Origin of the sequence: Streptomyces sp. Da 82-17, assembly GCF_046098215.1 — a bacterium.
GTDB lineage: Bacteria > Actinomycetota > Actinomycetes > Streptomycetales > Streptomycetaceae > Streptomyces.
Window position 1 is genome coordinate 104124 of record NZ_JBJURH010000002.1, and the last position, 17360, is coordinate 121483.

At 71.5% G+C, this 17360-nt stretch carries 16 protein-coding genes; 5 read left to right on the forward strand and 11 right to left on the reverse strand.

Features of this window, described 5'->3' with window-relative positions; all coding sequences use genetic code 11:
* The first annotated feature begins 28 nt into the window (after positions 1–28).
* A complete protein-coding gene (locus ACIDOF_RS03455; protein ID WP_409004127.1) occupies positions 29–985 on the forward strand; it encodes a DUF4073 domain-containing protein in 957 nt (318 codons plus the stop codon).
* A gap of 62 nt (positions 986–1047) precedes the next feature.
* On the opposite strand, the gene ACIDOF_RS03460 is transcribed toward ACIDOF_RS03455, so the two are convergent.
* Positions 1048–2628 carry a TROVE domain-containing protein gene (locus ACIDOF_RS03460; RefSeq protein WP_409004128.1) on the reverse strand — a complete coding sequence of 527 codons (1581 nt, stop codon included), beginning with the start codon at positions 2626–2628 and terminating at the stop codon, positions 1048–1050.
* Between the two features lie 361 nt (positions 2629–2989).
* The gene (locus ACIDOF_RS03465; protein ID WP_409004129.1) at positions 2990–4423 is read right to left on the reverse strand and encodes an alkaline phosphatase PhoX; all 1434 of its coding nucleotides are present in this window, start codon (positions 4421–4423) and stop codon (positions 2990–2992) included.
* 132 nt (positions 4424–4555) lie between these two features.
* Between ACIDOF_RS03465 and ACIDOF_RS03470 the strand changes: the two genes are divergently transcribed.
* Positions 4556–5323 (forward strand): SDR family NAD(P)-dependent oxidoreductase, encoded by a 768-nt coding sequence (locus ACIDOF_RS03470; RefSeq protein ID WP_409004130.1) that lies wholly within the window; start codon positions 4556–4558, stop codon positions 5321–5323.
* A 149-nt stretch (positions 5324–5472) separates the two neighbouring features.
* Here ACIDOF_RS03470 and ACIDOF_RS03475 read toward each other — a convergent pair whose 3' ends face one another.
* A complete protein-coding gene (locus ACIDOF_RS03475; protein WP_409004131.1) occupies positions 5473–6927 on the reverse strand; it encodes a hypothetical protein in 1455 nt (484 codons plus the stop codon).
* A gap of 202 nt (positions 6928–7129) precedes the next feature.
* Here ACIDOF_RS03475 and ACIDOF_RS03480 point away from each other — a divergent pair, with 202 nt between their 5' ends.
* Positions 7130–8977: an endonuclease/exonuclease/phosphatase family protein gene (locus ACIDOF_RS03480; protein WP_409004132.1), complete on the forward strand. Its 1848-nt coding sequence runs from the start codon at positions 7130–7132 to the stop codon at positions 8975–8977.
* Positions 8978–8998: 21 nt separating this feature from the next.
* On the opposite strand, the gene ACIDOF_RS03485 is transcribed toward ACIDOF_RS03480, so the two are convergent.
* Positions 8999–9709 (reverse strand): antibiotic biosynthesis monooxygenase, encoded by a 711-nt coding sequence (locus ACIDOF_RS03485; protein WP_409004133.1) that lies wholly within the window; start codon positions 9707–9709, stop codon positions 8999–9001.
* A 195-nt stretch (positions 9710–9904) separates the two neighbouring features.
* Between ACIDOF_RS03485 and dapA the strand changes: the two genes are divergently transcribed.
* Positions 9905–10888 carry a 4-hydroxy-tetrahydrodipicolinate synthase gene (dapA, locus tag ACIDOF_RS03490; protein ID WP_409004134.1) on the forward strand — a complete coding sequence of 328 codons (984 nt, stop codon included), beginning with the start codon at positions 9905–9907 and terminating at the stop codon, positions 10886–10888.
* A 67-nt stretch (positions 10889–10955) separates the two neighbouring features.
* Here dapA and dapD read toward each other — a convergent pair whose 3' ends face one another.
* From dapD to ACIDOF_RS03505, 3 genes are all read right to left on the reverse strand, one after another.
* Complete coding sequence (dapD, locus tag ACIDOF_RS03495; protein WP_409004135.1) at positions 10956–11939, reverse strand: 2,3,4,5-tetrahydropyridine-2,6-dicarboxylate N-succinyltransferase; 984 nt, start codon at positions 11937–11939, stop codon at positions 10956–10958.
* A gap of 68 nt (positions 11940–12007) precedes the next feature.
* Entirely contained in the window at positions 12008–12568 is a 561-nt protein-coding gene (locus ACIDOF_RS03500; RefSeq protein WP_409004136.1) for a TetR/AcrR family transcriptional regulator, read from the reverse strand.
* Positions 12568–12888 (reverse strand): DMT family transporter, encoded by a 321-nt coding sequence (locus ACIDOF_RS03505; protein WP_409004137.1) that lies wholly within the window; start codon positions 12886–12888, stop codon positions 12568–12570. Before ACIDOF_RS03505 ends, ACIDOF_RS03500 begins: the two co-directional genes overlap by 1 nt.
* Before the next feature lie 133 nt (positions 12889–13021).
* Between ACIDOF_RS03505 and ACIDOF_RS03510 the strand changes: the two genes are divergently transcribed.
* A complete protein-coding gene (locus tag ACIDOF_RS03510) occupies positions 13022–14374 on the forward strand; it encodes a hypothetical protein (RefSeq protein WP_409004138.1) in 1353 nt (450 codons plus the stop codon).
* 115 nt (positions 14375–14489) lie between these two features.
* On the opposite strand, the gene ACIDOF_RS03515 is transcribed toward ACIDOF_RS03510, so the two are convergent.
* Genes ACIDOF_RS03515 through sufC form a run of 4 tightly spaced genes read right to left on the reverse strand, consistent with a single transcriptional unit; the run spans position 14490 to position 17354 of the window.
* A complete protein-coding gene (locus tag ACIDOF_RS03515) occupies positions 14490–14828 on the reverse strand; it encodes a metal-sulfur cluster assembly factor (RefSeq protein ID WP_409004139.1) in 339 nt (112 codons plus the stop codon).
* Complete coding sequence (gene sufU, locus ACIDOF_RS03520) at positions 14825–15295, reverse strand: Fe-S cluster assembly sulfur transfer protein SufU (protein ID WP_409004140.1); 471 nt, start codon at positions 15293–15295, stop codon at positions 14825–14827. Before sufU ends, ACIDOF_RS03515 begins: the two co-directional genes overlap by 4 nt.
* 41 nt (positions 15296–15336) lie before the next feature.
* Complete coding sequence (locus ACIDOF_RS03525) at positions 15337–16593, reverse strand: cysteine desulfurase (RefSeq protein WP_409004141.1); 1257 nt, start codon at positions 16591–16593, stop codon at positions 15337–15339.
* A complete protein-coding gene (sufC, locus tag ACIDOF_RS03530) occupies positions 16590–17354 on the reverse strand; it encodes a Fe-S cluster assembly ATPase SufC (RefSeq protein ID WP_409004142.1) in 765 nt (254 codons plus the stop codon). Before sufC ends, ACIDOF_RS03525 begins: the two co-directional genes overlap by 4 nt.
* Positions 17355–17360 lie beyond the last annotated feature (6 nt).

Consider the following 17360-nt stretch of genomic DNA (forward strand, 5'->3'; position numbering starts at 1 on the left):
GTCGCCCAGGGCGAGTTACCTTCCGCCCATGACTCCCCCCACCCGGAGAAGCATCCTCACGGCGGGCGGTCTCGCGCTCGCCACGATTCCGCTCGGCGGCCTCACCGCCGCCCAGGCGTCCGCCCGCCCGAAGCCGACGGCGGCCGCGACCCTCGACGTGATCAGCGACGTCCAGGGCGACCTGGCCGACCTCGGCCGCGCCCTCGACAACCTGGCCGCGCTCGGCCGCTCCGACGCCCTGGTGATCGCCGGGGACCTGGTCGCGCAGGGCACCCAGCAGCAGTACGAGGACCTGTACGGGACGCTCGCCGGGCACGCCCACCCGGACCGGGTGCTCGCCGCGCTCGGCAACCACGAGCAGTACAACGCCGACCCGTTCGACACCCAGGTCAAGCGGTTCCTGCAGTACACGGGCATGCCGGACGTGTACTCGCAGACCACGGCCGCGGGCCTGCCGCTGCTGTTCATCGGGACGACGGCGCCCGCGAAGAACGGCACGAGCCCGCCGTTCGTCACCCTCGGCGCGGCCCAACTCGACTGGCTGGACGGGGCGTTGGCGGCGCACGCGGACAAGCCGCACGTCCTGGTCTTCAGCCACCACGTGCTGCCCGGCACCGTCTCCGGCACCACGGGCCCGGACGCGGCGCGCTTCTACGACCAGGACTTCGTCGACGAGACCGAGCTGCTCACGATTCTCGGCCGCCACCCCAACGTCGTGTTCTTCTCCGGCCACACCCACTGGGACCTGAACCGGGACGACTGGGCCGCGAAGAAGGTCGTGGCGGGCGGCGACCCGGCCGGGTTCACCGTCGTCAACACCGGCTTCATCCAGACCATGTACGGCCCGGACGGCAGCGGCGGCGAAGAGGCGCTGTCCGGCGCCGAGTCGCAGGGCCTCCGGCTGCTCGTCGGCGCGAGCGGCGAACTCACCGTGGAATCAAGGGACTTCAGGCGCAACAAGCTGATCCGCAGCCTCACGCTCTGACCGGCGCGAACGGTCCGGGCCCGCCCCACCCCCGTGCGGGCGGGCCCGTTCCGGGCCGGGGCTCAGACCGCCCACGGCCAGTCCGCGTCCCGGCCCCGCTCAAGAAGCGGAACCATGCGGAACGCGGCGTCCGAGAGCCCCCCGAACGTGTGCCGGTTCGGCTTGCCCGACGCACCGTGGCCCGCGCGGTACCCCGCGAGGTTCCAGGTGTAGACGGGCACGTCCGCCGGGACCTGCTCGGTCGGATCGCCGTGCGCGCTGTACGCGTACTGCTCGTCCGTGACGATCAGCACCCGGTCGTGGCCGCCGTAGAAGCGTCGTACCGCCGTGGTCGTGTCCGTGCCGCCCAGGTTGCCGAAGCGCTCCAGGACCTTCAGTACGGACTCGCCCTTGCGGCACGTCACCGACGAGCTGGTCGTGCCGAACTGCACCAGCTCCGCGGACTCGGCGCGCAGGGCGAGCGCCGCCCCGAAGACCGCCGCGGCGTCGGCCCGGTTGAGCTGCGAACGCTCCGACAGACGGCCCCACATGGACCCGGACCGGTCGACCAGGATCAGCGTGCGGCCGGGCAGCTCCGGCACGTTGGCCAGCGAGTGCCCGAGCGCCTGCTCCAACGGGTAGGCCCAGCGCAGCGACGGCGCGTGCTGGTACGCGGCCAGGTACCGGAACGGAAACTGCCGCGAACGCGCCACCTCCGCCGGGTCGGAGATCTTCGCCGCGACCTGCTGCGCCACCTCGTCCGAGACCCCGGCCTCGTCGAAGTTCCGCAGGTTGCGAACGAGCGCCATGGCGCCCATGGACGGGATCACGGCCTCCCAGGCGGCCTTGTCCATCGGCCCCTGCAGCCAGCCGGCCAGCGCCTCCCAGGTGATCCCGGCCGCGGCGAGCCGCTCGGGACCGTCGGGTGCGGTGACGACGGCGCGCCGCTCGGCGACCGGGAGTTCCATCAGCGCGCGGTGCGCGGCGAGCACCGGAACCGAGTCCGGCGGCACGGCCGTGTCCGGGTTGTGCCGCCGGTCGAGCGCGTACCGGAACAGGTCGCCCTGCCACGGCTTGTCCGGGTCGGGGGCGGCGTGCACCAGGTTCAGGATGTCGCCGAAGCGGTAGCCCTTGCTCGAAGTGTCGTACTTGAGCAGGGACTTGCCGTGGTAGAGCCGGCGCACCGCGTCCGCGATGCCGCGCTTGACGGGCTTCGGGACGGCCCGGCCGTACGTGGCGGTCCAGTAGCCGAGCAGCTCGCCGGGCTCGTCGGGGCGGCGCAGCACGGAGGCGATGACCTGCCGGTTCGACGGGCCGTCGGTCACGCCCGCGTCCAGGCGGGCCTTGACGTACTCGGCGGCGCCGACGAGGGACGCGGTGCGCAGGTTGCCCTCGCCGCGCAGCCAGTCGAGCAGGCCCGCGGTCCACTCCGGGTCCTCGACGGCGAGGCGGCGCACGAGCTGCGCGAAGCGGTCGTCGCGGGCGGTGCCGTCCTCGTAGAAGGTCTGCTGGGCCACGAAGTTGGCGAGCGAGAGCAGAAAGAGTTCGGAGCGTGCGTCCCGCTCGTGGCCGCGGCCGCCCTCGTAGGTGCGGAGCGTGCGGCCGGTGGACGTCACGCGCGAGGTGCCGCGCGGGCCGGAGCTGCGGGTGTTGAAACGCGCCATGAGAATTCCCCCGAATTCAGCGAGTGCGAACTGCCTGAGAAACTGCTGCCGAAACGGGGAGGCGGACGGCACGGCGGAGCCCGAGATCTGAATCGGCGACGGACTATCCGAATGCTCTACCCAGTTGAGCTACACCGACCCGAAGTCGATGACGGGACTCGAACCCGCAACCGTTCGATCAAAGAAGTAACCGTTGCCTGCGCACCGGGCTCACCGATGCCGTGGCCTCCCGAGTTCAAGACGGCTGCGGCATGATTTCGTGAAAGGAAGTAGCCGCCGCCTTCGCACCGGGAGGTGCGTTCAGCAAGAATTACCTTAGGAGCGGGGACAGTCGGGGCGCCAAGGGTTTTTGCGCGGGACCCTACTGCCGCTTCCAGGGCCCGTCGATGGCGAGCATGATTCCGGGCGTCTGGATGTTGGCGTAGAGCGTCTTTCCGTCGGGCGAGAAGACGACGCCCGCGAACTCGCTGTACTCCGGCTCCTCTTCGGTGCCGATGTTGAGGTCGTTGCGCGCGATCGGGTACGTGCGGCCGCTGTCGGTGGCGCCGAACAGGTGCTGCACGCCCTCGCCGTCCTCGGCGATGATCAGCCCGCCGTACGGAGACACCGTGATGTTGTCGGGCCCGTCGAGCGCGCCGTCCTTGGAGGGGTTCGCGTTGACGCCGAGGAGGACCTTCAGGGTGAGGGTCCGGCGGCGCGGGTCGTAGAACCAGACCTGCCCGTCGTGCGGGTCGCCGGGGCTCTCGTCGCGGGCGAAGGAGGAGACGAGGTACGCGCCGCCGTCCGCCCACCACATGCCTTCGAGCTTGCGTCCGCGGGTCACCTCGTCGACGGCGAACTGCTGCCGTACGGGCGTGGTGCGGGCGTCGCGGTCGGGGACGTCGACCCAGTCGACGCCGAAGACGGTGCCGATCTTCGTGGCGCGGGACAGGTCGTCCACGAACCGGCCGCCCGAGTCGTAGCACTTGGGCGCCTGCAGCACACCCGCGTCGTCGGCGAGGGTGCGGAGCTTGCCGCGGCCGTGCTCGAAGCCCTTCGGCGGGACCCAGCGGTAGAACAGGCCGTTGGGGTCGGAGTCGTCCTCGGTGAGGTAGGCGTGGCCGGTGCGCGGGTCGACGACGACGGCCTCGTGGTCGTAGCGGCCGAAGAACTTCAGCGGCTTGGGGTCCTGGTTGGCGCGCCGGTCGAGGGGGTCGACCTCGAAGACGTAGCCGTGGTCCTTGGTCATGCCGTTCTCGCCGGCGAGGTCGGAGTTCTCCTCGCAGGTCAGCCAGGTGCCCCAACGGGTGCGCCCGCCCGCACAGTTGGTGGAGGTGCCGGCGATGCCGACCCACTCGGCGACCTCGCCGCCGGGACGGACCTCGACGACGGTGCAGCCGCCGGCCGCGGCCGGGTCGTACACGAGGCCCTCGACGAGCGGCACCGGGTGCTCCCACTTGGAGCGGGGGCCCTTCAGCTCGTGGTTGTTGACGAGCAGGGTGCTGCCGCGCGGGCCCTCGAAGGCGGCGGTGCCGTCGTGGTTGGACGGCGTGGACTCGCCGCTCTCCAGGCGGGTCTCGCCGGTGCGGGTGATGATGCGGTACGTGAAGCCGGCGGGCAGGGCGAGGATTCCGTCCGGGTCCTCGACGAGCGGGCCGTAGCCGGGGCCGTCGTCCTTGCCGCCGGCGCCTGCGGCGGTGTCCTGGGTGGCGAGGGCGCCGTCGGTGGTGGCGAGGACACCGGCGGTGCCGACGACGGCGACTCCTGCGCCCGCGATCGCGGTGCGCCTGGTGAATTCCCTGCGGCTGAGCGGCATCGTCGTCTCCTGAAGTGGTGGTCCAGGTGGTACCGGACGGATGTGATGGAGTGTGGGGTGGCTGCGGGCTCAGGGTCGTGGCCCCGTACGAACGCCGGTTGAACACCGCACTACTTCTGGAGAGCCGCTTCGATGAACCTGCCCGCCACCGGCCGCCGCGTCCTCGTCTCCGGCGCCTCCCGCGGCCTCGGCCGCGCCGTCGCCCACGCCTTCGCGGCGAACGGCGACCGGGTCGCGGTGCACTACAACTCCCGCCGCACGGAGGCCGGTTCGACGCTGGCCTCGCTGCCGGGCGAGGGTCATGTGCTGGTCGGCGGCGACGTGTCGGACCCGGCGGGCGCGCGGCGGGTCGCGGAGGAGGCGTTCGCGGGGCTCGGCGGGGTCGACGTGCTCGTGAACAACGCGGCCGTCAACGTCCGCCATCCGCTGCCGGAGACGCCGTACGAGGAGTGGGCCGCGCAGTGGCAGCAGCACGCCGCGGTGAACCTGCTGGCCACGGCCAACCTGAGCCATCTCGCGGGGCGCCGGATGATCGAGCAGGGCACGGGCGGACGGATCGTCAACGTCGGCTCGCGCGGAGCGTTCCGGGGCGAGCCGGACCATCCGGCGTACGGGGCGACGAAGGCGGCGGTGCACGCGCTCGGCCAGTCCCTCGCGGTGTCGCTCGGGCCGTACGGGATCGGGGTGGCGTCGGTGGCGCCGGGCTTCTTCGAGACGGAACGGGTCGCGGCGCGGCTCGAGGGGGCGGAGGGTGCGGCGATTCGCGCCCAGTCGCCGTTCGGCCGGGTCGCGGACGCGGAGGAGATCGCGGCGGCGGTGCGCTGGCTGGCGTCCCCGGAGGCGGAGTGGGCCTCGGGCACGGTGCTTGACGTCAACGGGGCGTCGTACCTGCGGACTTGAGACCTCAAGACTCAGGAGCCCTCCGACCCCCGCCCCCTCCCCGCGTTGTGGGCAGGCGTTCCGCAAGGGCGGAACGGGTGGGCACAACGCCCCGGCGCCGGGCAAGCCGAACAACAAGCTCAGCCCCGGCGCCGGGAAAACCAGACCTACTAGCGGCCGGCGGACCGTGCCTTGAACGCCGCCTTCCGGGCCTCCTTGGCCACCTTCTTGTCGGGGTGCAGCCGCCCCATCGCCTCCAGGACGTCCGCCGTCGCCGGGTGGTCGACGCGCCAGGCCGTGTCGAAGAACCCGGCGTGCTGCGCCGCCAATCCCTCGACGAGGCCCTGGAGTTCGTCCGAGTTGCCCTCCGCGGCGAGCTGCGCGGCGACCGTGTCGATGGTCAGCCAGTACACCATCGCCTCGGACGGCGGCGGCACGTCCGTCGCACCGTGCTCGACGAGCCAGACCCGGGCGAGCCCGCCCAGCTCCGGGTCGTCGAGGACCTCGCGGAGTGCCGGCTCGGCCTCCGCGCCGACGAGGGAGAGGGCCTGCTGGCAGCGGAGGCGGCGCAGCGGCGCGTCCTCGTCGCCGCCGCGCGCCGCGGCCAGCAACTCCCGGGCGGCGGGCAGCGGTTGGTTGCTGCGCAGCCACAGCTCGGTCTCGGCGCGGGCGGCGGCCTCGGGGAAGTCGGCGGTCGCGGCGAGCAGGACGTCGGCGCCCTTGTCCGCGAGGTCGCCGACGGCCGGCGCGTCGATCCCGGCGTCGAGCATGCGGGCGCGCACGCCGTACAGGCCGAGCGGGGTGAGGCGGACCATGCCGTAGCGGCTGATGTCCTCCTCGTCGGGGGAGAGTTCGGCGGGTTCCTCGCCGGCCTCGGCCATCAGCGCCTCGTCGACGGGCGTGAACTCGACGAGCCCGACGGGTTCGAGGAGCCGGAACTGGTCGTCGAGCCGCATCATCGCGTCGGAGACCTGCTCCAGGACGTCGTCGGTGGGTTCGCCCATGTCGTCCGGGACGATCATGGACGCGGCGAGTGCGGGCAGCGGCACGGGGGCGTCGGCGGGGGCTTCCTCGGAGACGGTGAGGAGGTAGAGGTTGCCGAGGACGCCCTCCAGGAACTCGGCCTCCGACTCGGGGTCCCAGCCGAGGCTGTCGAGGTCGATCTCGCCGCCCTCCTCCAGGGCTTCGACGAGGTCGTCCAGGTCGGGCACGGCGGCGTCGGCGAGGACGGTGTCGAGGGCGGTGAGCCAGATGCCGAGGACGTCCTGCGGGGAGCCGGAGGTGAGCAGCGCGAGCTCCTCGCCCTGTGTGACGGTCCCTTCGGCCTCCTCGTCCTCCGAGTCCCCCTCCGTGATCTCGACGAGGCCGGTGTCGACGGCCACGCGCCACGCCTCGCTCGCGTATCCGGGGCCGTCCTCGTCGTCCGCGGCGTACCCGAGGAGCTCGGCGGCGGCCGGGAGTTGCTCGTCGACGAGTTCGCCGCCCGCCCCGACCCGGGTGTCCGGCCCGGCCCAGCGGGCGAGCCGCACGGCGCGGGCGAGCAGCGGAACGGCGAGCGCGTCCCGTGCGAGTTCCGCCTCGGAGTTCAGCCGCACCGGCGGCAGGGTGGGGCGTTCTGCGGACATGGAGTGGTTCTCCTCGGACGGTCAGGGCTTGGCGGCCCCCAGCGTAGACGGATTTCCACCCAAGCAACCCGGTTCATGAACCCTTGGACGTCCCTTCGGCGGGCGTACACCGGCGGAGCCTTGACAACTCCCTTGGCCACACAAGAGATTGACGCGCGTAGAGCCTGTGCCACTCCACCCCACACCCTCCTGGAGTCAGACGATGCCCTCGCGCATATCCCGCTCGTCCCGCAGATCGACCGCCGTCGCCACCGTGCTCGCCACCGCGCTCGCGGGCGGCCTGATCACCGTCTCGGCCACGTCCACCGCCTCGGCGGCCGAGATCCGGGTGCACGACATCCAGGGCGGTACGCGCCTTTCGCCGCTGGCCGGCGAGCAGGTCACGGACGTGCCCGGCACCGTGACGGGCGTGCGTGCGTACGGCGCGCGCGGCTTCTGGATCCAGGACACGGCGCCCGACGGCGACCCGGCGACCAGCGAGGGCGTCTTCGTCCACACCGGTTCGACGGCCCCGACCGTGAAGCCCGGTGACGTGGTGCGGGTGTCGGGCACGGTCACGGAGTACGTGCCGGGCGGCGCGAACTCGGGCAACCAGTCGGTCACGCAGATCACCAGGCCGACGGTGACGGTGGAGTCCTCGGGCGGCGCGGTGCCGAAGCCGCAGCGGATCGACGCGGACGCGGTGCCGTCGGCGTACACGCCCGAGGGGGACGCGGCGGACGGCGGCAGCATCAACAAGCTGGCCCTCGAACCGGACGCGTACGCCCTGGACTTCTACGAGTCGTTGGAGGGCATGAACGTCTCGGTCGGCGACGCGCGGGTGGTCGGCGCCACCGACCCGTACCACGAGCTGTGGGTGACGGTGAAGCCGGACGAGCACCCCAGCAGGCGCGGCGGCACGGTGTACGGCTCGTACGCGTCGCAGAACACCGGGCGGCTGCAGATCCAGTCGCTGACGCCGGTCGCGGAGAAACCGTTCCCCAGGGCGAACGTGGGGGACGTCCTCTCCGGTACGACCGAAGGACCCCTGGACTTCAACCAGTTCGGCGGCTACACGCTGACGGCCCGCACGCTCGGCGAGGTCACCGACAAGGGCCTGGCCCGGGAGAAGACCCGCAAGCAGGAGTCGGACGAGCTGGCGGTCGCCACGTACAACGTGGAGAACCTGGACCCGAAGGACCCGCAGGCGAAGTTCGACGCGCTCGCGCAGGCCGTCGTCACCAACCTGGCGAGCCCCGACGTCCTCGCCCTGGAGGAGATCCAGGACGACAACGGCGCGACGGACGACGGCACGGTGTCGGCCGAGGAGACGCTGAAGAAGTTCACGGCGGCGATCGCGGCGGCGGGCGGCCCGGCGTACGAGTGGCGCTCGATCGACCCGGAGGACAAGAAGGACGGCGGCGAGCCGGGCGGCAACATCCGGCAGGTGTTCCTCTTCAACCCGGAGCGGGTCGCGTTCAAGGACCGGCCGGGCGGGGACGCCACGACGGGCACGGACGTGGTGAGCAACCGCGGCCGCGCCGCCCTGACGCTGTCCCCCGGCCGGATCGCCCCGGCGGACGCGGCCTGGCAGAACAGCCGCAAGCCGCTGGCCGGCGAGTTCGTGTTCCGCGGCCGCACGGTCTTCGTGATCGCCAACCACTTCGGCTCGAAGGGCGGCGACGAGTCGCTGGTCTCCCACCACCAGCCGCCGAGCCGCTCCTCGGAGAAGCAGCGGCATCTGCAGGCGGCTTCGGTGAACGCCTTCGTGAAGAAGGTCCTGAAGGCGCAGCGGGACGCGGACGTGGTGGTCCTCGGCGACATCAACGACTTCGAGTTCTCCGCGACCACGAAGCTCCTCACGGACGGCGGCGCCCTCACCGCGGCCGTCAAGTCCCTTGCGCCCGCTGAGCGTTACTCGTACGTCTACCAGGGCAATTCGCAGGTCCTCGACCAGATCCTGACGAGCCCGGGGGTCGGGCGGTTCGCGTACGACAGCGTGCACATCAACGCGGAGTTCGCGCAGCAGAACAGCGACCACGACCCGCAGGTGCTGCGCTTCCGCCCGTGAGGCCGTGCGAGCCGCAGCGGCTCAGCCCTGCCGGAGGCTGACGGCGGGCAGGTACCGCTTGACGCTGCCGCCCTCGGCGAGGCCCGGGTGCTGTTGTACGCGCCGCCAGGCGTCGGAGCCCGAGCCGACGCCCGCGCCGGGGGCGGCGAGCGCCTCGATGTGGGCCTGCTCGCTCGCCCACTGCGCGTAGTTCAGCACCCGGGTGCCGTCCAGGCTGGCGTGGAAGTGCGCGGAGATCGCGCCCGGGTGCGGCTCGTCGCCGTCGAGCGCGTCGAAGACGGCGTCGACCCAGTCGCGCTGCCGCCGCGGGTCGGGCCCCTTGAAGGGGATGTCGACGATGACGATGCAGCCGGGCTCGGCCTCGGCCTTCGGGTTCAGCGAACGCCCGCGGTACAGCTCGTACCTGCCGAGGCCGAGCCGCCGGATGCCGGGCACGGCGGCGTCGATGTCGGCGTTCCTCGCGTCCCGCCCGTCGGCCGCGGCGGAGAACGCCTCGTAGGTCTCCAGGTCGCGCCACTGCGAGTAGTGCAGCAGGGTGTCGCCGTCGGTGCCGGTGTGGACGGTGTACGAGAGCAGTCCGTCGTGCGGCCACTCCCGGCTCTCCCAGGCCTCGGTGATCGCCTCGACGGCCGCCTTCTGCCGCTCGGGCGTGTCGACGCTCCAGGTGCTGGCGAGCACGACCCCGACCCCGCCCCGCTCCAGATCGGGCAGCAGGCTGCGCTGTACGGACATGGTGACCTCCCGTTTCTCCGGTACGGCCCCGGGTGGCGCCGTGATCACCATCGTGGAACTTCAACCAAGGTTCAGGTCAAGGGCGTTGGCCGGCCGCTGCGCGTACCGCCGACGGCGGCCCGCTTAGCGCCGCTAACTCATACCCTGAAGCAGAATTAAGTGGAGTCCGTCGCACCGCATACCGAGACTGCACGCATGACCTCACCCTCGCCCTCGCCTTCACCCTCCCCCTCGCCTTCTCCCTCGCCCTTCGGCCGCGCGCTCTGCGCCATGGTCACGCCCTTCGACGCCGACGGCGCACTGGACCGCGAGGGCGCCGCCCGCCTCGCCGTGCGCCTCGTCGACCGCGGCTGTGACGCCCTGGTGCTGTCCGGCACGACCGGCGAGTCCCCCACGACCAGCGACGCCGAGAAGGCCGAGCTGATCCGTGCGGTGCGCGAGGCGGTCGGAGAGCGCGCGGCGATCGTGGCGGGCGTGGGCAGCGCGGACACGGCGCACGCCCAGAGCCTCGCCCGGCAGGCCGAACAGGCGGGCGCCGACGGCCTGTTGGTGCTCACCCCGTACTACAGCCGGCCGCCGCAGGACGCGATCGAGGAGCACTTCCGCACGGTCGCGGACACCACGGGCCTGCCGGTGCTGCTCTACGACATCCCGGCCCGCACCGGCACCCGCATCGAGCCGGAGACGCTGCTGCGCCTGGCCGGGCATCCGCGGATCGTCGGCGTGAAGGACTGCGCGTACGACCTGATGGGCACGCAGCAGGTGCTCGCGCGCACGGAGTTGGCGTACTACACGGGCTGCGAGGAGTTCATCCTGCCGCTGTACGCGATCGGCGGGGCGGGGTACATCAGCACGGTGGCGAACGTCGCCCCCGCGGAGCTGCGCGCGATCCTGGACGCGTTCGACGCGGGCGACACCGGGGGCGCGGCACTGCTGCAGCGGCTCGCGCTGCCGCTGGTGGAGCTGGTGATGGCGGACGGTCTGCCGGGCACGGTCACGACGAAGGCGCTGCTCGGCGCCCTCGGCCTCCCCTCGGGCCCGGTCCGGGCGCCGCTGCGGGCGGCGGGGCCTGAGCGGGTGGAGCGGTTGCTCGCGGCTTACGAGACGCTGGCCATTTCAGCCCGTCCGGCATTTGAGGACGAGTCCGAAGGGCGACAAGCCAGCCCGTCCGGCGCTTGAGGACGAGCCCGAAGGGCGACTCGCGGCAACCGAGCCAACGGAAACCGCAAGTCGCCCTCGAACAACCTCAGTTGGAGTGCAGAACCTCGTTCAGCCCGCCCCACACGGCGTTGTTCGGCCGAGCCTCGACCGCGCCGGTCACGGAGTTGCGGCGGAACAGGATGTTGGACGCGCCGGACAGCTCGCGGGCCTTCACGATCTGGCCGTCGGGCATCGTGACCCGCGTACCGGCCGTGACGTAGAGCCCGGCCTCGACCACGCACTCGTCGCCGAGGGCGATGCCGACGCCCGCCTCGGCGCCGATCAGGCAGCGCTTGCCGACGGAGATGCGGACGTTGCCGCCGCCGGACAGGGTGCCCATGGTGGACGCGCCGCCGCCGATGTCCGAGCCGTCGCCGATGACGACGCCCGCGGAGATGCGGCCCTCGATCATCGACGTGCCGAGCGTGCCGGCGTTGAAGTTCACGAAGCCCTCGTGCATGACGGTGGTGCCCTCGGCGAGGTGCGCGCCGAGGCGGACCCGGTCGGCGTCGGCGATGCGCACGCCCTTCGGCGCCACGTAGTCCGTCATGCGCGGGAACTTGTCGACCGAGGTCACCGCGAGGTGCAGGCCCTCGGCGCGGGCGTTCAGGCGGACCTTCTCCAGGTCGTCGACGGCGACCGGGCCGAGCGAGGTCCAGGCGACGTTGGCGAGGAAGCCGAACATGCCGTCCAGGTTCTGGCCGTGCGGCTGGACCAGGCGGTGCGAGAGCAGGTGCAGGCGCAGGTAGACGTCGTGCGCGTCGAGCGGCTTGTCGTCCAGCGAGGCGATGACCGTACGGACGGCGACGATCTCGACGCCGCGGCGGGCGTCCTTGCCGATGGCCTTGGCGGCGCCCTCGCCGAGCAGGTCGACGGCGCGGTCGGCGGCCAGCTTCTCCGTGCCCGCGGGGCCCGGCTCGGCGGTGAGCTCGGGGGCGGGGAACCAGGTGTCGAGAACGGTGCCGTCGGCGGTGATGGTGGCGAGGCCGGCGGCGACGGCGCCGGTGGTGCGGGAAGTCGTGTCGGTCATGACAGGAAACCTAACCGGCCCGACCCCGCCGAGGCGAACCGGTCTCACCGTCCGGTCCGCCTCGCCCCCTAGGGCCCGTCGATGACCCGGGCGAGGACCTCATGCGCGTACGACTCGTCGTACGTACCGCCCGTGAGCAGCACCTGGAGGCAGATGCCGTCGATCAGGGCGGCGGTCGCGCGGGCGGTGACCGGGTCGGTGCGGCGGGCGATCAGCTCGGCGACCTCGTCGCACCACTCGGCGGCGACCGGACGCAGCGCGGGGCGGCGCAACGCGGCGAGGTACAGCTCGTACTCCAGCTCCACGCCGGGCCGGTCGCCGTCCAGCCACTCGCCGGTGAGCCGGGCCAGCTCGGCGGCCAGGTCGGCCTCCGGATCGGCGAGCGCGCCGCCGTGCTCCCGTACGACCTTCGCGAAGCCCTCGTTGGCCTGGCGCAGCGCGGCCACCATCAGGTCGTCGAGGGTCTTGAAGTGGTACGTGGTCGAGCCGAGCGGGACGTCCGCCTCGGCGGCGACACTGCGGTGGCTGAGGCCCGCGATGCCCTTCGCGCCGACGACCCGGATCGCGGCGTCGATGATCCGCTGCCGCCGCTCGGGGTCGTACCTGCGCACGGCCTTGTTCTCCGCCATCAGTGCGCACCGCCCAGGTTGAGCAGCACGACCCCGACGATCACCAGGGCGATCCCCGCGATCTTGGCGAGGCTCGTGGACTCGCCGAGGAAGAGCATGCCGATCACGGCGACGGCGGCGGTGCCGACGCCGGCCCAGATCGCGTACGCCGTGCCCACCTGCATCGTCTTCAGCGTCTGCGCGAGCAGCGTGAAGGCGAGCAGATAGCCGGCGACCGTGGCGAGCGAGGGCCACAGCCGGGTGAAGCCCTCGCTGTACTTCATGGCCGTCGTCCCGGCCACCTCCGCCGCGATGGCCGCGGCCAGCAGTCCGTATCCCATGTGTACTAGCGTACGCAACGTTGTGTACGTGCGTACACAGCCCGGCAGGGTCCGGCCGGTCCGACTCGTCCGCGGGCGACCGGCTACCGTGTCCCGGTCCAGGGGGGACAAGAGAAAACAGGAGCGAGTGCGCATGTCGATGGACAAGGGGCGGGGCGGGCCCGAGCGGCCCGAGGGACCGGACGGCGGGCAGACCCCCGAGCCGGGACCGCAGGACCAGGGAGCTCCACAGGATCAGGGAGCGCAGCAGGATCAGGGAGCGCCGCAGGCACCGCCACCGCCGCCACCGGGCGGCCCCGGCCCGTACGGCACTCCACCACCGGGCGGCCCCGGCGCGTACGGCACTCCCCCGCCGCCCGGCGCCCCGGGCACGTACGCCGCGTACCCCGGCCCTCCCGGCCCTCCCGGCCCGGCCTGGGGCCGGCCCGGATTCGGCTGGGGCCCGCCGCCCGCGCCGAAGCCCGGCGTGATCCCGCTGCGGCCGCTGCAGCTCGGCGACATCCTCAGCGGCACGTTCGCCGCGGTCGGCCGCTGCTGGCGGGCACTGTTCGGCATATCCCTGATCGCGTACGGCGGCGCGCTGGTCGCCGTCCTGCTCGCGGTGGGCCTGGCGTACGTGTTCGTCGGCGACCACTTCCACGACTTCGTCGAGACGCCGACCGGCTCCGAGCCGCGCTGGACGGACACGTTGCCGGTGCTGGTGGCGGGCATCTCGGTGTGGGTGTTCGCGCTGCTCGCGATGCTGGTCGCGTCCGCGACGGTCTCCGCGGTCTGCCCGGCCGCCCTGCAGGACGCGGTGCTCGGCCGGCCGTCGGTGTTCGGCACGGTGTGGCGCCGCACCATGGCGCGGGTACCGGCCGTCATCGGCACCGGACTGCTCACCGCGCTGATCGTGGCCGTCCCGGTACTGCTGCTGCTCGGCGGCGGCATGGCCGTCACGATCGCCACCGTCAGCGACTCGACGAACCCGGGGCCGGTCGTGCTGCTGTGGTTCCTCGGGCTGCTCGCGATGATGCCGCTGGTGGCCTGGCTGTGGGTGCGTTTCTCGCTCGCCCCGGCCGCCGCCGTCTTCGAGTCCGCGGGCCCGGTCACCGCGCTGCGCCGCTCGGCCCGGCTCGTCCAGGGATCCTGGTGGCGGATCTTCGGCATCTCGCTGCTCGTCTACCTGATGGCGGGCATCGCGGGCTACTTCATCCAGATCCCGTTCAACATGATCGGCATGTTCTCGGCGATGCCCACCGCGGGCTCCCTGGGCCCCGACCCGGAGCCGGCCGAAGTCTTCGCCGTCATGGGCGTGTTCATGTTCTTCATCATGGTCGGCGCGCTGATCAGCCAGCTGGTCACGGCCCTGTTCCCGCAGCTCGCCCTCAGCCTGCTCTACGTCGACCAGCGCATCCGCAAGGAGAGCCTGGACGTCTCCCTGGCCCACTCGGCGGGCGTCCCGCTGAGCCCGACGGCCCCGGCGCCCACGCCGTACCAGGGCTGAGCGCACGCACGGGCTGAGCACACCAGAGCTGAGCACGCACGGGCTGAGCACACACGGAAAGGCCCCCGGAGAGCGACTCTCCGGGGGCCTTACGCGTCGTACGACGGGATGTGGCTCAGACGTTGAACCCGAGCGCGCGCAGCTGCTCGCGGCCGTCGTCCGTGATCTTGTCCGGGCCCCACGGGGGCATCCAGACCCAGTTGATGCGCAGCTCGTTGACCAGGCCCTCGGTGGCCGACTTGGCCTGGTCCTCGATGACGTCGGTGAGCGGACAGGCCGCCGACGTCAGGGTCATGTCGATCGTCGCGATGTTCGCGTCGTCGATGTGGATGCCGTAGATCAGGCCCAGGTTGACGACGTCGATGCCCAGCTCGGGGTCGACGACGTCCATCAGCGCCTCGCGGACCTCCTCCTCGGAGGCCGGCTTCAACGTGGCCGTCTCGTTGTCACTCATGCGGTCTTCCTCGCTGTGGTCTCGTCCTCGCCGAATGCCTGGGCGGTCGCGTCCTTCCACGCCATCCAGCTCAGCAGAGCGCACTTCACCCGTGCCGGGTACTTGGAGACTCCGGCGAACGCGACGGCGTCCTCCAGGGTCTCCTCCATCGCGTCGTCCGGCTCGATCTTGCCCTTGGACTGCATCAGCTCCAGGAACACTTCCTGGATCCGCTGCGCCTCGGCCAGTTCCTTGCCGACGAGCAGTTCGTTCAGTACGGAAGCGCTGGCCTGGCTGATCGAGCAGCCCTGTCCCTCGTACGAGACGTCCGCGATGCGCTCGCCGTCGTACTTCACCCGGAGCGTGATCTCGTCACCGCACGTCGGGTTGACGTGGTGCACCTCGGCGTCGCCGTCGCGCAGACCGCGTCCGTGCGGGTGCTTGTAGTGATCCAGGATCACGTCCTGGTACATGGAGTCCAGCTTCACCAGTCAGCCCTGTCCGTCTCTGATTCCGTGTGTCCCGCGGCCTAGCCGAAGAAGTTCCGTACGTGCTCCAGTCCCTCGACCAGGGCGTCCACCTCGGCCGGAGTGGAGTACAGATAGAACGACGCTCGCGTGGTCGCAGGAATTCCGTACCGCAGGCAGACCGGTCGTGCGCAGTGGTGGCCCACGCGGACGGCGATGCCCTGCTCGTCGAGGACCTGGCCCACGTCGTGCGGGTGGATGTCGCCCAGCGTGAAGGAGATCGCGGCACCGCGGTCCTCGGCCGTGGTCGGGCCGATGATGCGGAGGTCCGGGACCTCCTGGAGGCGCTTGACGGCGTACTCCGTGATCGCGTGCTCGTGCTGCGCGATCTTGTCCATGCCGATCGAGGTGAGGTAGTCCACCGCCGCCCCGAGGCCGATGGCCTGCGAGATCGGCGGGGTGCCCGCCTCGAACTTGTGCGGCGCCGGAGCGTACGTCGACGAGTGCATCGAGACGGTCTCGATCATCTCGCCGCCGCCGAGGAACGGGGGCAGGTCCTCCAGGAGTTCCTGCCGGCCCCACAGCACGCCGATGCCGGTCGGGCCGCACATCTTGTGGCCGGTGAAGGCCACGAAGTCGGCCTGCAGCGCCTGCACGTCGAGCGGCATGTGCGGCGCGGCCTGGGAGGCGTCGACGCAGACCAGCGCGCCGACTTCCTGGGCGCGGCGCACGATCGCCTCGACCGGGTTGACGGTGCCCATGATGTTGGAGACCAGCGTGAAGGAGACGATCTTCGTCTTCTCGTTGATGATCTCGTCGATGTTGGACAGGTCGAGGCGGCCGTCGTCGGTGAGGCCGAACCACTTCAGCTTCGCGCCCGTGCGCTGCGCGAGCAGCTGCCACGGGACGATGTTGGAGTGGTGCTCCATCTCCGTGATGACGATCTCGGTGTCGCTGTCCACGCGGTAGGGCTCGTCGGCCCAACCGAGCATGTTCGCAACGAGGTTGAGCGACTCCGAGGCGTTCTTGGTGAAGATCACCTCGTTGCGGCTCGGCGCGTTGATGAACTCGGCGACCTTGTCACGAGCGCCTTCGTACAGCGCCGTGGCCTCCTCGGCGAGGACGTGCACGCCGCGGTGGACGTTGGCGTTGTGCTGCTCGTAGTACTCGGTGAGCACGTCGAGCACCTGGCGCGGCGTCTGCGAGGTCGCCGCGTTGTCCAGGTAGACGAGCTTCTTGCCGTCGTGGAGCACCCGATCCAGGATCGGGAAGTCCTTGCGGATCGCCTCGGTGTCGAGGAGGCCCGGCAGCTGTGTCACGCGGATGCGCCGCCCTTCACGTACTTGTCGTAGCCCTCGGCCTCGAGCTGGTCGGCGAGCTCGGCGCCGCCGGACTCGACGATGCGGCCGCCCGCGAACACGTGGACGTAGTCGGGCTTGATGTAGCGCAGGATGCGCGTGTAGTGCGTCACCAGGAGGGTGCCGACCTCGCCGCCCTCGCGGACGCGGTTGATGCCCTCGGAGACGATGCGCAGCGCGTCGACGTCCAGGCCGGAGTCGGTCTCGTCGAGGATCGCGATCTTCGGCTTGAGCAGCTCGAGCTGGAGGATCTCGTGGCGCTTCTTCTCACCGCCGGAGAAGCCCTCGTTGACGTTGCGCTCGGCGAAGGACGGGTCCATGTTGAGGCGCTCCATGGCCTCCTTGACCTCCTTCACCCAGGTGCGCAGCTTGGGGGCCTCGCCGCGGACGGCGGTGGCGGAGGTGCGCAGGAAGTTGGAGACGGAGACACCCGGGACCTCGACCGGGTACTGCATCGCGAGGAAGACGCCGGCGCGGGCGCGCTCGTCCACCTCCATCTCCAGGACGTCCTCGCCGTCGAGGGTGACGGAGCCGGACGTGATCGTGTACTTCGGGTGGCCCGCGAGGGAGTAGGCGAGCGTCGACTTGCCGGAGCCGTTCGGGCCCATGATGGCGTGGGTCTCGCCCTGCTTCACGGTCAGGTCGACACCCTTGAGGATCTCCTTCGTGGCGTTGTCGGCCTCGACGGTGACGTGCAGGTCTCGGATTTCAAGCGTTGCCATGGGTGC

Excerpts from the sequence above, each read along its gene's own strand:
- sufC (WP_409004142.1), bottom strand. The coding sequence starts at position 17,354 with ATGGCAACGCTTGAAATCCGAGACCTGCACGTCACCGTCGAGGCCGAC.
- ACIDOF_RS03515 (WP_409004139.1), bottom strand. The coding sequence starts at position 14,828 with ATGAGTGACAACGAGACGGCCACGTTGAAGCCGGCCTCCGAGGAGGAG.
- ACIDOF_RS03505 (WP_409004137.1), bottom strand. The coding sequence starts at position 12,888 with ATGGGATACGGACTGCTGGCCGCGGCCATCGCGGCGGAGGTGGCCGGG.
- ACIDOF_RS03455 (WP_409004127.1), top strand. The coding sequence starts at position 29 with ATGACTCCCCCCACCCGGAGAAGCATCCTCACGGCGGGCGGTCTCGCG.
- ACIDOF_RS03460 (WP_409004128.1), bottom strand. The coding sequence starts at position 2,628 with ATGGCGCGTTTCAACACCCGCAGCTCCGGCCCGCGCGGCACCTCGCGC.
- ACIDOF_RS03500 (WP_409004136.1), bottom strand. The coding sequence starts at position 12,568 with ATGGCGGAGAACAAGGCCGTGCGCAGGTACGACCCCGAGCGGCGGCAG.
- ACIDOF_RS03480 (WP_409004132.1), top strand. The coding sequence starts at position 7,130 with ATGCCCTCGCGCATATCCCGCTCGTCCCGCAGATCGACCGCCGTCGCC.
- ACIDOF_RS03510 (WP_409004138.1), top strand. The coding sequence starts at position 13,022 with ATGTCGATGGACAAGGGGCGGGGCGGGCCCGAGCGGCCCGAGGGACCG.
- ACIDOF_RS03470 (WP_409004130.1), top strand. The coding sequence starts at position 4,556 with ATGAACCTGCCCGCCACCGGCCGCCGCGTCCTCGTCTCCGGCGCCTCC.
- ACIDOF_RS03465 (WP_409004129.1), bottom strand. The coding sequence starts at position 4,423 with ATGCCGCTCAGCCGCAGGGAATTCACCAGGCGCACCGCGATCGCGGGC.
- ACIDOF_RS03485 (WP_409004133.1), bottom strand. The coding sequence starts at position 9,709 with ATGTCCGTACAGCGCAGCCTGCTGCCCGATCTGGAGCGGGGCGGGGTC.
- dapA (WP_409004134.1), top strand. The coding sequence starts at position 9,905 with ATGACCTCACCCTCGCCCTCGCCTTCACCCTCCCCCTCGCCTTCTCCC.
- ACIDOF_RS03475 (WP_409004131.1), bottom strand. The coding sequence starts at position 6,927 with ATGTCCGCAGAACGCCCCACCCTGCCGCCGGTGCGGCTGAACTCCGAG.
- dapD (WP_409004135.1), bottom strand. The coding sequence starts at position 11,939 with ATGACCGACACGACTTCCCGCACCACCGGCGCCGTCGCCGCCGGCCTC.